Annotated in this window: 12 protein-coding genes; 4 read left to right on the top strand and 8 right to left on the bottom strand. The window is 71.2% G+C overall.

What is annotated here, in order from left to right:
• The coding region (locus CWN80_RS16135; RefSeq protein WP_420319495.1) for a peptidoglycan-binding domain-containing protein at positions 1-374 on the bottom strand (374 nt) is incomplete at its 3' end.
• 83 nt (positions 375-457) lie between these two features.
• On the bottom strand, positions 458-1488 hold a 1031-nt coding region (locus tag CWN80_RS15595), incomplete at its 3' end, for a peptidoglycan-binding domain-containing protein (protein ID WP_238148268.1).
• A gap of 287 nt (positions 1489-1775) precedes the next feature.
• Between CWN80_RS15595 and CWN80_RS15090 the strand changes: the two genes are divergently transcribed.
• Positions 1776-2597, top strand: a complete 822-nt coding sequence (locus tag CWN80_RS15090) for a CoA transferase subunit A (RefSeq protein ID WP_007926635.1) — start codon at positions 1776-1778, stop codon at positions 2595-2597.
• Position 2598: 1 nt separating this feature from the next.
• Positions 2599-3237 carry a CoA transferase subunit B gene (locus CWN80_RS15085; RefSeq protein ID WP_007926637.1) on the top strand — a complete coding sequence of 213 codons (639 nt, stop codon included), beginning with the start codon at positions 2599-2601 and terminating at the stop codon, positions 3235-3237.
• A gap of 9 nt (positions 3238-3246) precedes the next feature.
• Here CWN80_RS15085 and CWN80_RS15080 read toward each other — a convergent pair whose 3' ends face one another.
• Positions 3247-5391 carry a SpoIID/LytB domain-containing protein gene (locus CWN80_RS15080; protein WP_128277503.1) on the bottom strand — a complete coding sequence of 715 codons (2145 nt, stop codon included), beginning with the start codon at positions 5389-5391 and terminating at the stop codon, positions 3247-3249.
• A gap of 18 nt (positions 5392-5409) precedes the next feature.
• The gene (locus tag CWN80_RS15075) at positions 5410-6390 is read right to left on the bottom strand and encodes a glycosyltransferase family 2 protein (RefSeq protein ID WP_272948437.1); all 981 of its coding nucleotides are present in this window, start codon (positions 6388-6390) and stop codon (positions 5410-5412) included.
• Between the two features lie 93 nt (positions 6391-6483).
• Here CWN80_RS15075 and CWN80_RS15900 point away from each other — a divergent pair, with 93 nt between their 5' ends.
• Positions 6484-7899, top strand: a complete 1416-nt coding sequence (locus CWN80_RS15900) for an LCP family protein (protein ID WP_238148266.1) — start codon at positions 6484-6486, stop codon at positions 7897-7899.
• Between the two features lie 78 nt (positions 7900-7977).
• Here the strand turns inward: CWN80_RS15900 and CWN80_RS15065 are convergent, their stop codons facing one another.
• Genes CWN80_RS15065 through CWN80_RS15055 form a run of 3 tightly spaced genes read right to left on the bottom strand, consistent with a single transcriptional unit; the run spans position 7978 to position 10819 of the window.
• Positions 7978-8604: a LutC/YkgG family protein gene (locus tag CWN80_RS15065; protein WP_007929340.1), complete on the bottom strand. Its 627-nt coding sequence runs from the start codon at positions 8602-8604 to the stop codon at positions 7978-7980.
• The gene (locus CWN80_RS15060; protein ID WP_007929342.1) at positions 8601-10085 is read right to left on the bottom strand and encodes a LutB/LldF family L-lactate oxidation iron-sulfur protein; all 1485 of its coding nucleotides are present in this window, start codon (positions 10083-10085) and stop codon (positions 8601-8603) included. The genes CWN80_RS15065 and CWN80_RS15060 overlap by 4 nt, the downstream gene beginning before the upstream one ends.
• Positions 10082-10819 (bottom strand): (Fe-S)-binding protein, encoded by a 738-nt coding sequence (locus tag CWN80_RS15055; protein WP_040881688.1) that lies wholly within the window; start codon positions 10817-10819, stop codon positions 10082-10084. Before CWN80_RS15055 ends, CWN80_RS15060 begins: the two co-directional genes overlap by 4 nt.
• 89 nt (positions 10820-10908) lie before the next feature.
• Here CWN80_RS15055 and CWN80_RS15050 point away from each other — a divergent pair, with 89 nt between their 5' ends.
• A complete protein-coding gene (locus CWN80_RS15050; protein WP_007929346.1) occupies positions 10909-11769 on the top strand; it encodes a 3-hydroxybutyryl-CoA dehydrogenase in 861 nt (286 codons plus the stop codon).
• Between the two features lie 258 nt (positions 11770-12027).
• Here the strand turns inward: CWN80_RS15050 and CWN80_RS15045 are convergent, their stop codons facing one another.
• Positions 12028-13206, bottom strand: a complete 1179-nt coding sequence (locus CWN80_RS15045) for an acyl-CoA dehydrogenase family protein (protein ID WP_040881691.1) — start codon at positions 13204-13206, stop codon at positions 12028-12030.
• Positions 13207-13538 lie beyond the last annotated feature (332 nt).

Genomic DNA, 13538 nt, shown 5'->3' with positions numbered 1-13538 from the left:
AGCTCCTTCGACTTCTGGTACGCCTTGACGGCCTTCTCGGTACCGGAGCCGAAGACGCCATCGGCGTCGATCTTCAGCTCCTTCTGCAGGGCCGTCACGGCAGCACCACGGTCGCCCTTGCGGACCTTGGTCTCGAGGTACTTGGCGAGCGCACCACCGGGCGCAGCCGGCTTGGCCGGGTCGGTCTTGGTGTACTTCAGACCCGCGAGGGCGCGCCAGACGTTCGGCGAGACGATGCCGTTCTGATCCAGCTCCTTCGACTTCTGGTACGCCTTGACGGCCTTCTCGGTACCGGAGCCGAAGACGCCGTCGGCGTCGATCTTCAGCTCCTTCTGCAGCGCCTTGACCGCGTCACCGGTCGACCCCTTGCGGATCTTGGTGGTGAGGTAGGGCGCGAGGTCCCCACCGGGGGCCGGCTTGGCGGGGTCGGTCTTCGTGTACTTCAGACCCGCGAGNNGAGACGATGCCGTTCTGGTCCAGCTCCTTCGACTTCTGGTACGCCTTGACGGCCTGCTCGGTGCCCGAGCCGAAGACGCCGTCGGCGCTGATCTTCAGCTCCTTCTGCAGCGCCTTGACCGCGTCACCGGTGGACCCGAGGCGGATCTTGGTCTTGAGGTAGGGCGTGAGGGCACCGCCCGCATCGTCCCCACCACGCGGCGGGATCTTGCCGAGCTTGACCATCTGGTCCCAGGTCGCCTGGTCGAGGATGCCGGTGACCTTGATGCCGTTCTTCGACTGCCAGGTCTTGAGCGCCTCACGGGTCGCCGGACCGAAGACCCCGTCCGCGGAGACGCCGATGACCTTCTGGGCCAGCTGCACGTCGGGCCCGGAGGCACCTTCGCGCAGGGTCGGGTAGCTCGTCGGGTCGGGCAGGGGCGCCGGCGGTCCGCCGGGTCCCTGGGTCACGCCGGTCCAGGCCACACCGGTCCACCACGACGTGCGCTGCATGGCGCCGTCCCAGCTGAAGCTGAAGTGGATGTGGTCGGTGTGCGGGCTGGCGCCGTTGTACGGCCGCCAGCCGGCATCCATCTGGTAGGTGCCCCAGATCTGACGGTTCCAGATGATGTACATGACGCCGAATCGGCGGGCCATCGCGGCCGGCCGCCCTTGGGAGTCGGGGGCCAGCAGCCAGGAGATGACGCCATCGGCGACCGCCCGCTCGTGGGGGTCGTAGGCGTTGAGCATCCAGTCGAGAGCGCGTCCCTCGGAGTGCTCCGTCAGTCCGTAGTTGCACGCCCGCGAGATGCCGTAGTTGAACTCGTCGTAGTGGTTGGCCATGAGCCGGGCGAAGGCGGTGACGCCGGGCTTCGGTGTCGGGTCGCAGACCGACTGCGGGATGTAGGGCGAGGCCACGTCGAGATCGCGGGGCAGGTTCTTGTTGGTCGGCGGCGGGGGTACGTCCGCGCTCCTGGCCACGGCAGCGCCGCCGACGGGGAGGGTAAAGGCGGGGATGAGTGCGGCGCCGACGAAACGGACAGAACGTGACACGCGGGGAGCTCCTTGTGTGGACGCGGGCAGGGGAACCCGATCAGGGCAGTGGGTCGCCCCCTCGAGTCACACCAGTCACGGCAGCACCGAAGGTCACGATCCGTCACTCATGTTCCACCCACCACACACGTCCCGCTAGACCCACGAGATGTATTACGTCCCTGTAGTTCACTCCTCGTGACAGTTCGTGACCCCCGCCCGGGCTGTCGCCACGCGACCCCTTCGCACTGGATTGGTGTGACCTGACCACACCCACGACCCCACGGGCCGGCCGCTACGGTGACCCCATGGACAAGGTCGTCTCCTCACCAACCGAGGCCGTCGCGGACATCTCCGACGGTGCCACGTTGGCAGTGGGCGGTTTCGGGCTCTGCGGGATCCCGAGCGTGCTCATCGCCGAGTTGCAGGCGAAGGGGGTGGGTGACCTGGAGTGCGTGTCGAACAACTGTGGTGTCGATGACTGGGGTTTGGGCCTGCTGCTGGCCGGTGGTCAGATCCGGCGGATGGTCTCCTCCTACGTCGGGGAGAACAAGGAGTTCGCCCGGCAGTACCTCTCGGGTGAGCTCGAGGTGGAGCTGACGCCGCAGGGCACCCTCGCGGAGAAGCTGCGTGCTGGTGGTGCGGGCATCGCCGGCTTTTGGACCCGCACCGGTGTCGGGACGCAGATCGCCGAGGGTGGCTTGCCGTGGCGCTACGACCAGGCCGGTGAGATGGTGGTCGCCTCCCCCGCCAAGGAGACGCGCAGTTTCGCGGTGGCCTCGCGCCGGGCCGACGGGTCGACGGTGACCGAGGAGCACGAGTTCGTCCTCGAGGAGGCCATCGCCACCGACTTCGCTCTCGTGCGCGCGTGGAAGGGCGACCGGCACGGCAACCTCGTCTTCCGCACGACCTCCCGCAACTTCAACCCCCTGTGCGCGATGGCTGGTCGGGTGACGATCGCCGAGATCGAGGAGCTCGTCGAGCCCGGCGAGCTGGACCCTGACGCGATCCACCTGCCGGGCATCTACGTCCAGCGGGTGGTCGAGCTCACCCCGGAGCAGGCCGCGGACAAGCGGATCGAGAAGCGCACCATCACCCCTACTCGTGACTCGTCGAAGGAAGGTGTCTGACATGGCGCTCACCCGTGAGCAGATGGCCGCCCGTGCGGCTGAGGAGCTGTCGGACGGTGACTACGTCAACCTTGGGATCGGGTTGCCGACGCTCGTGCCCAGCTACGTGCCCGACGACGTGGAGATCGTCCTGCAGTCCGAAAACGGGATCCTGGGTGTCGGGGCCTACCCGAGTGAGGAGGCCGTGGACGCCGACCTGATCAACGCGGGCAAGGAGACGGTCACCCTGCGCAAGGGCGCCTCGATCTTCGACTCGGCCACCAGCTTCGGGATGATCCGTGGCGGCAAGGTCGACGCGGCCATCCTCGGCGCGATGCAGGTCGCGGCCAACGGTGACATCGCCAACTGGATGATCCCCGGCAAGATGGTCAAGGGCATGGGCGGCGCGATGGACCTGGTCCACGGCGCCAAGAAGGTCATCGTCCTCATGGAGCACGTCGCCAAGGACGGCTCCCACAAGATCGTGCGCGAGTGCGCCCTGCCCCTGACCGGCAAGGGCGTCGTCCAACGGATCATCACCGACCTGGCCGTCATCGACGTCACCGACACCGGACTCGTCCTGCGCGAGCTCGCCCCCGGCGTCACGACCGAGGAGGTCGTCGAGCGCACCGGCGCGCAGCTGCGCGTCGAGCTCGACTGACAGGGAGCGTCAGGAGTCGCGGACCCGCGCGAGCGTCGTCGAGGTGACCCGCGATGAGGGGCCCACGGCGCGGATGCTCGGCCACTGCGGGCTGCGCTGCACCTGGGCGACGACCTGCGCAGGCGGTGCCGTGCCGACGATGAGCACGGGCTCGCCATAGGCCGCGGCGATCGCCGGGTCGCTCGTGCGGGTGCTCGTCGACCGCGCGAGCGACACCCGGGTCGCGGAGTAGCTGTTGCGGAAGTACTGGGCGATGCCGGCCGAGATCTCCGCCGAGCTCGTCCCCGCGAGGCGTGACGGGCTGAAGCCGGAGGCACTCAGGTCGCTCGAGACGGCGGTGGGGATCCGACTGGAGGACCCGATGATCCGCACGCTGCGCACCCGGGCGCGCTGCAGCGCCGCCTTGGCACGTGGCCCGACCGCGGACCGGCTCGCCCAGACGATCGGCTCGCGTCGGGTGCCGGCGACCGCAGAGAAGGCTCCGGCCTCGGGCACCGTCTCCTGCGTGGCAACGGCTGCCCGCGTGATCGGTCCCTGCGCGGCCATGAGGTCGACGATCGCCGCCGCGGTCGCGTCCTGGTCGCTCATCCCGACCCGGGTCACGGTGATGCCCCGGGCACGCAGCTCGGTGATGACGGAGGTGTTGACCATCGGTCCTCCACCGACGACGTAGGCGCGCGTGATGCGCCCACCCCGGCGGTCGAGCTCGGTGCGGGTCGCGTGAGCCAGCCGGGTCGTGCCGCTGAGCAGCAGCGGCGCCCGCAGCGACCCCGCGAGGGGCCGGGCCATGACGAGGTGGGCGACATGCGTCTGCGAGGCGGGGGCGATGACGACGCTCGTGGCCGTCGACGGCGCCGAGCGGGCGGTGGCGGCGGCCAGGTCTGCCGGCGTGTCGCCCGTGACCCGCTCCCCCGGTCGCCGGGTCGACGCCGAGGAGAGACCGAGGGCGCGTCGCATGTCGTCGCCCCGCAGCGTCTTCGTCACCCCGGCCGATGAGGTGGCGCGGGCCCAGCGGACGGAGCCGGCGCTCGTGCGCTCGGACAGGTCGAGGGAGCGGACGTCCGGTAGACCGAAGGCGGTGGCCACCTTGGACCGCGGGACCTCGGTCGTCCAGCTCCGCCGCGGGTTGTCGCTCTTGGTGCTCCACGGGTCGGGCACACCGCGCAGGTAGGGCACCGGGGCCCCGCCCCAGATGTCCTCGTTGTTGACCGTGTGGCCGCCGGAGGATGACGAGTAGATGGCCTCGATGACCTGACCCCCGTAGCGGGGTACGTAGCCGGTCGTCGAGCTGCCGCCCGCGGCGACCGCGGCGCGCCACCGCGGCCATGCGCTGGCCTCGCTGCCCGTGGGCACCGCGCCGTAGACCTGGTCGGTGATGCTGTCCTGCACGTGGCAGGCGCAGGCCGATCGTACGCCGCCGGCCACCTTGCGCAGGGCGTACGCGCGAGCTGCGGCCGCCTGCGTCTCGAGCGCGGCGTCCGGCCACGACCACGGCACCTCACGCACCTGGTCGAGGTACTCGTCGGCCAGACGCAGGTGCAGGACCCCCTCGAGCGTCGCGGCCCCCGGTGTCGGCGTGACGACGAAGGGAGCATGGGCGTACCGCTTGCCGCCGAGCGAGAGATCCGTGCGTGTCTGGTCCCAGGTGATGGAGACTGCCGAGCCCGTCACCGACGCCGGCGAGCAGCCAGAGCACGAGGCGACGACCGACGAGCCGCTGCGTCGCAGGGAGACGCTGCGGCCCGCGGCGGCCCTGAGCGTGCTCGACCCGGCCGTCACCGTGAGGGTGCCACCGCCGCTGGAGCGGGCGAGACCGCTCACCGCGGTCGTGCTCCGGCCCCGGACGATGTTGACCCGGATCGTCTGGGTGTCGGGGACCGCGTCGTAGGTCGTGCCCGCGTAGTAGAAGCCGAGGATCTCGCGTGCGGAGCGCCCCGCCTTGGCCTGGGCGAGGGCGCCGTACTGGCTCATGCCGACCCCGTGACCGAAGCCGCGTCCGGTGAAGCTCCACGGCGAGGTGTCGACCGACTGGGCGGCGGCCGTCGCGGGAGCAGCCGCAGCACCGTGGGCCGAGCCACCACCGATCGCGATGACGCTCACCGCCGCCACGACGACGCGGGTCAGGACACGACGATGCTCACGGACGACTCCCATGGGGGGATTGTCCTCGCGTCAGCGCTCCTGCGGAAGTCCGGCCGACAGGTGTCGCGGACTCGTGATGAAGCCCAGCCCCCAGGCCCAGTGCATCGTGGCGATCGCGAGGGGAACCCGGGCCCGCACGGCGGGCTCCTCCCCCTTCGAGATGGCGATGCCACCGACGGTGACCGCGGCCAGGTAACCGGCGGGGACGATCCACGCGGGGCGCCAGACGGCGCCGACCAGGGTCGCCGCCGTCGTCCCCGCCACCATCGCCGGCGGCGCGAGGTAGCGCGCGTTGGCGGTGCCACGGTGCAGCCGGGCGACGACCCTCCGCCAGCGGCCGTAGTTGAAGTACTGGTCGGCGAGCGCCCGCACGCTTGAGCGGGGCCGGTAGGTGACGACGAGCTCGGGCGTGAACCACACCCGTCCGCCGGTGGACCGGATGCGGTGGTTCATCTCCCAGTCCTGGGCCCGCGCGAAGTGGGGGTCGTAACCACCGACCCGCTCGAGGGCGGAGCGGCGGAAGACGCCGAGGTAGACGGTGTCGGACTCGCCGGCCCCGCCACCGACGTGGAACCGCGCCCCGCCGACGCCCAAGGGGCTCTTCATGGCACAGGCGATGGCCCGCTCGAGCGGGCTGCGCCCCACGGCGTCCATGATCCCGCCCACGTTGTCGGCCCCCGTGGCCTCGAGCACCTCGACCGCCCGACTCAGGTAGTCGGTCGGGATCTCCGCGTGCGCGTCGACCCGCGCGACGATCTCGCCCGTCGAGGCGGCGATGGCGGCGTTGAGGCCCTCAGGAGTGCGGCCGGAGGGGTTGGGCACGGTGCGGACCCGGGTGTCCTGCGCGCTCAGCCGAGCGGCGATCTCGTCGGTGTCGTCGGTCGACGGGCCGAGTGCCAGGACGAGCTCGAGCTCACCGGGCCAGTCCTGCCCGAGGACCATCGCCACGGAGTCGGCGATGTGGCGGGCCTCGTTGAGCACGGGCATGACGACGCTGACACGGGGGGACACGCGCTCCAGTATGGACAAGGTCACGGTGGGCGCCCCGCGGACGCGCCGTCGTCGTCCTGCGACCTGCCAGCCTTTGCTCCTATCCTCCTTGGCATGCCTGATCGCCCCACCAGCCCGCGACGCCCCGACGACGGGCGCGACGACGCGATGACCTTCGACATGCGCAAGGGTCGCCGCGGACGCGACGAGGCGCGGGCGATCCCGACGGGCAAGAGGGACCGCCCACGCCGCCCGGCGTCCGGCGAGCGCGCCGCGGCCTCGTCCGCGACGGGCGGCTCCGGTGCCGCCCGTCGGCCCCGCGACCCGTCCGGCGCAGCCCGCCCGATGCCCACCCGGCCGGCCGCGACCGGCCCGCGCACGACACCGCCTCGCCGGACCACCGACGAGCCCCGCACCCGCGTCATGCCGGCGGGGACGCCCCCTTCGCGCCCTGACCCGGAGCAGGCCGCCACGCCACGTCGACCTGCTCCCCCGCGTGACGGCGGACCCCGCCGGCCCGGCGGTCCGGGTGGCCCGGATGCGCGCCCGCGCCAGGGGGCCCCCAAGCCGCGCCGACGCAACCCGCTGCGGACCTTCGGCGCCTTCGTCCTCGTCCTGCTGCTGTGGGGCGGCAGCATGGCCTGGGCCGTCAACTCCGCGTGGAGCGAGGTCGGCCGCGTCGATGCCACCCCCGAGGGTGACCGGCCGTCGAGCGAAGGGCGCAACGTCCTGCTCGTCGGCAGCGACGCCCGCGACGGCATGACCCCCGAGGAGCGCAACCGGCTCGGCACCGGTCACGACACCGGAGGCGCCCGCACCGACTCGATCCTCGTCCTGCACACCGGCGGCGGGGAGTCGACCCTCCTGTCGATCCCGCGCGACTCCTACGTGGAGATCCCCGGCAACGGGATGAACAAGATCAACGCCTCCTTCAGCATCGGCGGCGCCAAGCTGCTCGCGCAGACGATCGAGCACAACACCGGGCTGAAGATCGACGGCTACATGGAGATCGGCTTCGGCGGCTTCGCGACCGTCGTCGACGCCGTCGGCGGCGTCAACATCTGCGTCAAGAACGACATGAACGACGAGAAGGCGCACATCAACCTCAAGAAGGGCTGCCAGGTCCTCGACGGCAAGAACGCCCTCGGCTACGTGCGCGCCCGCTACTCCGACCCCGAGGGCGACCTCGGTCGCGCCAAGCGGCAACGGGAGTTCCTCGGTGCGCTCATGGGCAAGATCGCCACCCCCAGCACGATGCTCCAGCCGTGGAAGGTCCACTCCCTCGGCACCGAGACGGCGGGCGCGCTGACCGTCGGCGAGGACGACTCGCTGCTGGGCACCGCGCGGGCGATGTGGGCCTTCCGCAGCATCGCGAAGGGGGACGGCAACTCCGTCACCGTGCCCGTCGCCAACAACAACCTGCCGACCAGCGTCGGCTCCGCGGTCCAGTGGGACGAGGCCCAGTCGACGAAGCTCTTCGAGGACCTGCGCGCCGACCGGCCGATCACGGTCGAGCCGGGCGACGGCTGACAGCTCCCTGAGGAGGCCGCGCGACCCCTGACGGCTCCCTGAGGAGGCCGCCCCGCGGCCGTCTCGAAGGGCGCTCCCTCAGTCCTCGACGAGCAGTACCACGAGGGTGCGCGGGCCATGGACACCCTCGACACGACTGAGCTCGATGTCGCTCGTCGCGCTCGGCCCGCTGATCCACGTCTGCGGGCGCTGCGGGTCCAGGCGACGGACGGCGTGCGGGACGTCGGGCACGACCTGACTCGCCCGCACGATGACGACGTGCCGGTCGGGCAACAGGGTGAGGGCTCGACGGCCCTGGCCCTCGGCGTGGTCGAGGACCACGGTGCCGGTCGCGGCGATGCCGGCCGCACACGTGGTGACGACGCTGTCGAAGCCCTCGATCCCGTGGTCGTCGGCGTCGCCCGTCGACACGGCGTCCTGCCCCAGCCGGTCGACGACGGCCTCACGGACGGCGCCCGGGACCCCGTCGGGCACGATGACCCGCTCGGCTCCGCGCAGGGCGGAGAGCACCTGCACGGGCACCTCGGAGGCACGGCAGCGCACGACGGTGGCCCGGTAGTCGCTCACCAGCTCGGCGAAGCGGTCGAGCACCTGGGCGCGGTCGACCGGCGGCAGGGTCGGCTGCGCCTCCGCGGCGGGGATCGGCTCGGCACCGCGGACCGCCTCGCACACCGCCGCCAGGATCTCCTCACGTGCGGCGCTCATCGCGACCTCCCCTGCCACCACTGCCGGAAGGACTGCCGAGGTGGGACGGGTATGTCCCGCGCCTGCGTCCACTGGCGCCCCACGGAGGGCAGCCAGCCGAGCACCGCTCGGCCGGCGGCGTTCTCGCGCCGGCTCACGCGGCTGAGGACCCGCCCGGCGAGACCGCTCGCGCGCTGCCCGAGGGCGAGCCGGCGCGCATCGGCGAAGGCCCAGGCGGTCGCCTTCATCGCGGCCGCCTCGGGCTTCGGGACGCGGTCGTCCCGGTGGGCGTCGACGACCTGCGCGCGCAGGTCGACGAGGACGGTCGGGATGTCGATCTTCACCGGGCAGACCTCGTAGCAGGCACCGCACAGGCTGGAGGCGAAGGGGAGGGAGTCCACCTGGTCGCTGTGCCCCACGCCCTTGAGCAAGGGGTTGAGGATCGCGCCGATCGGTCCCGGGTAGACCGAGCCGTAGGCGTGGCCGCCGGTGCGCTCGTACACCGGGCAGATGTTGAGGCAGGCGGAGCAGCGGATGCAGCGCAGCGCCTGCCGGCCGACCTCGTCGGCGAGGGCCCTGCTGCGGCCGTTGTCGAGGAGGACGACGTGGCACTCCTGCGGCCCGTCCCCTTCGGTCACCCCGGACCACGTGGAGGTGTAAGGGTTCATCCGCTCCCCCGTGCTCGAGCGCGGGAGCAGCTGGAGGAAGACGTCGAGGTCGTCCCACGTCGGGACGACCTTTTCGATCCCGACGACGCTGACCAGCACCTCGGGCAGCGTCAGGCACATCCGGCCGTTGCCCTCCGACTCGACGACGACGAGGGTCCCCGTCTCCGCGACGGCGAAGTTCGCCCCCGACACCGCGACCTTCGCCCGCAGGAACTTCTCCCGCAGGTGGAGCCGGCTGGCCTCGGCGAGGGCCGCCGGGTCGTCGGTGAGGTCGTCGGGCGCGGGGCGCCCGACCTGCCCCATCTCCTCGAGGAAGATGTCGCGGATCTCGGTGCGGTTGCGGTGGATCGCGGGCACGAGGATGTGGCTCGGCAGGTCGTGCCCGAGCTGCACGATGAGCTCGGCGAGGTCGGTCTCCCACGCGGAGATGCCGCGGGCCTCGAGGGCCTCGTTGAGCTCGATCTCCTGGGTGGCCATGGACTTGACCTTGACCACCTCGTCGACGCCGTGGGAGGCGGCGATGTCACCGACGATCTGGCAGGCCTCCTCCCCCGTGCGGGCCCAGTGGACGGTGACGCCGCGGGCGGTCAGCTGCTCCTCGAGCTGCACGAGGTGCTCGTCGAGCCCGTGGAGGGCGCGGTCCTTGATGTCTGCGGCCCGCTGACGCAGCCCCTCCCAGTCGTCGAGCTCGCCGATGACGTCGGCGCGCTTGGCGCGGATGGTGCTGGTGGCCCGGTGGAGGTTGGCCCGCAGCTGCTCGTCCGCGAGGGCGTGGACAGCAGCCTCCGGGAAGGGAGGCATCCCGAGGAAGGTGGTCTGCGTGTCGGCGCTCATGCGTCCTCCTCGGTCGCGGCGAGCACCTCGGCGAGGTGCATGGTGCGCACGCCCGCCCCCTGCCGGGAGAGGACGCCGCCGATCTGCATGAGGCAGGAGGAGTCCCCGGCGACGAGCACCTCGGCGCCCGACTCGATGGCGTGGGCCGCCTTGTCCTGCCCCATGGCGGCGGAGACGTCGGCGTTCTTCACGGCGAAGGTGCCGCCGAAGCCGCAGCACTCCCGCTCCTGCGGCAGCTCACGCAGCTCGAGGCCGCGGACCGCCTCGAGGAGCCGTCGTGGCCGGTCCCCGACCCCGAGCATCCGCAGCGAGTGACAGGTCGGGTGGTAGGCGACCGAGTGCGGGAAGGATGCTCCGACGTCGGTGACCCCGAGGACGTCGACGAGGAACTGCGACAGCTCGTGGGCACGAGGTCCGTGGCGCTCGACCGCGGCGACGAGCCCGGCGTCGCCGGAGCGCCGCGCGATGATCTCGTGCTGGTGGCGGACGCTTCCGGCGCAGGAGCCCGAAGGGAGGACGACGGCGTCGTAGTCGGCGAAGGTGCTCGCGTAGGACCGCACGACGGGCTCGGCCTCGTCGAAGTAGCCAGTGTTGATCATCGGCTGGCCGCAGCAGGTCTGCGCCGGTGGCACGTCGACCTCCACCCCCAGCCGTTCGAGCAGTCGGACGGTGGCCTTCGCGACGTCCGGGAACATCGTGTCCCCGATGCACGTGGCCATGAGGGCGACTCTCATCTGACCTCCTCGACGGTGGTGACCTCCCTCGCAGGCTATGCCAAGATCCCGGCGAGTGAGGGGTGTCACACACCGGATACCGTGAGCGCATGGACAACACGCTGCAGAAGATCGGGGTCGTGGGTTGCGGCCTCATGGGCGCCGGCATCGCCGAGGTCTGTGCTCGGGCCGGCTCCGACGTCGTCGTCGTCGAGTCGAGCCAGGAGCGGGCCGACGCCGGACGAGGCCGCCTGGAGAAGTCGCTGCGCCGCGCCGAGGAGCGGGGCCGCCTCGAGCGCGCCGACGCCGTCCTCGAGCGGATCCGGGTCGTCACCGAGCTCGGTGAGCTCGCCGACCGCGACATGGTCGTCGAGGCCATCGTCGAGGACGAGGGCGCCAAGGTCGACCTCTTCAAGCAGCTCGACGAGATCGTCACCTCCCCCGACGCGATCCTCGCGTCCAACACGAGCTCGATCCCGATCATGAAGCTCGCGACCGTCACCAAGCGGCCGGCCAACGTCCTGGGCGTCCACTTCTTCAACCCGGTGCCGGTGCTCAAGCTCGTCGAGCTCGTCCCCTCGCTCATGACGGCGGAGGAGACGACCGAGCGGGCCCGCGCCTACGTCGACGGCGAGCTCGGCAAGCACGCGATCACCTGCCAGGACCGCGCCGGCTTCGTCGTCAACAGCCTGCTCATCCCCTTCATCCTCAGCGCGATCCGCATGTACGAGTCCGGCTTCGCGACCGCCGAGGACATCGACCAGGGCTTCGTCCTGGGTGCCGCCCACCCGCAGGGCCCCCTCGCCCTGGCCGACCTCATCGGCCTCGACACGACGATGGCCGTCGCCGAGTCGCTCTACGAGGAGTTCAAGGAGCCGCTCTACGCTCCCTCGCCGCTCCTGCAGCGCATGGTCGACGCCAACCTCCTCGGCCGCAAAACCGGCCGCGGCTTCTACACCTACGAGCAGTAGACCCAGGCGTGGGGGTGCCCCCGCGCGCTCCACGGACCGAGGCGTGCGGGTGGACCCGCGCGCATCACAGAAAAGTCCGGACTGCCCACGCGACGCGACGTCGACGTGAAGTGGTCCGGACTTTTCCGTGCGCGGTGCCACCCGTGCGCCGAGGCGACCCTGCGGGCCGGCCGGGTGACATTCCCCTAGGGAGATGCGGCCGGGTTGGCCGGCCGAGGCCGCATTTCCCTAGGGAGATGCGGCCTCGGCGAAGGGAGGTCAGCGCGCGGTCGGCAGACCCTTGAGCAGTTGGCGCGCCATGACGACCCGCTGGACCTGGTTGGTGCCCTCGTAGATCTGGGTGATCTTGGCGTCGCGCATCATCCGCTCGAGCGGGAAGTCACGGGTGTAGCCCGCGCCACCGAGGAGCTGGACGGCGTCGGTCGTCACCTTCATCGCGACGTCCGAGGCGAAGCACTTGGCGGCGGCACCGAAGAAGGACAGGTCGGCGTCGTGGCGCTCGGACTTGGCCGCGGCGACGTAGACCATCTGGCGGGCGGCCTCGAGCTCCATCGCCATGTCGGCGAGCATGAACTGGATGCCCTGGAAGTCGGCGATGTGCTTGCCGAACTGCTGCCGCTCCTTGACGTAGGCCATCGCCTCGTCGAGCGCCCCCTGGGCGATGCCGACGGCCTGCGCACCGATGGTGACGCGGGTGTGGTCGAGGGTACGCAGGGCGATCTTCAGGCCCTCGCCCTCGGCACCGACGATCCGATCGCCGGGGATGCGGCAGTTGTCGAAGTGCAGCTCGCGCGTCGGGCTGCCCTTGATGCCGAGCTTGCGCTCCTTCTCGGAGAAGCCGAAGCCCTCGTCCGACTTCTCGACGACGAAGGCGGAGATGTTGTTGCCGCGAGGGCCGTCGGGGTCGGTGACCGCGAGGACGGTGTACAGCTCGGACTCGCCGGCGTTGGTGATCCACGCCTTCTGCCCGTTGAGCACCCAGTCGTCGCCGTCGCGGGTCGCCTTGCACTTCATGCCCGCGGTGTCGGAGCCGGCCTCACGCTCGGAGAGGCCGTAGCTGAAGCCCTCCCCCTTCGCCAGGCGCGGCATGTACCGGGCGTTGATCTCCTCGGACCCGCCGAGGATCACCGGCATGGAGCCGAGCTTGTTGACGGCGGGGATCAGCGAGGAGGAGGCACACACGCGCGCGACCTCTTCGATGATGATGCACACGGCGAGTGCGTCCGCGCCGACGCCGCCGTGCTCCTCGGCGACGTGGGCCGCGTGGAAGTCGGCCGCGATGAGAGCCTGGTTGGCCTCGCTCGGGAACCGGGACTCCTCGTCGACGGCAGCGGCGAAGGGCTTGATCTTCGCCTCCGCGACGGCCCTGACGGCCTCGCGGATCGCCTCGTGGTCCTCGGTGGTACGGAACAGGTCGAAGTCTGGGTTCGCGCTCACGGCCGTGATGCTACCGGCCATCACCTCGCTCTTGCACAGGTGTTCAACGACAACACGCCCCCCGTGGTCTGTCGCCTGCCCACACGGTCACGATCACGCGCAGGCCGAAGGGGGACCGCCGCGCGCAGGTCGAAAGGGGATGGCTGCGCACACCAAGCCGACGTCGGTCACGACACGGCGAGATGCCTGCGACACGAAGGACTTCGGCGGGCGCAGCCATCCCCCCTTCGACCGGAGCCGACCGAGCAAGGTCAGCTGTCGGTGCCGAAGAGGTCGCGGGTGTAGACCTTGTCGGCGACGTCGTCGAGATCAGGGGTGCGGCGGTTGGCGAT

The organism is Janibacter hoylei PVAS-1 (assembly GCF_004025845.1).
Taxonomy (GTDB): Bacteria; Actinomycetota; Actinomycetes; order Actinomycetales; family Dermatophilaceae; genus Janibacter; species Janibacter hoylei.
Note: the sequence above shows the minus strand (reverse complement) of the source record. Positions and strands in the feature narration are given on the sequence as shown.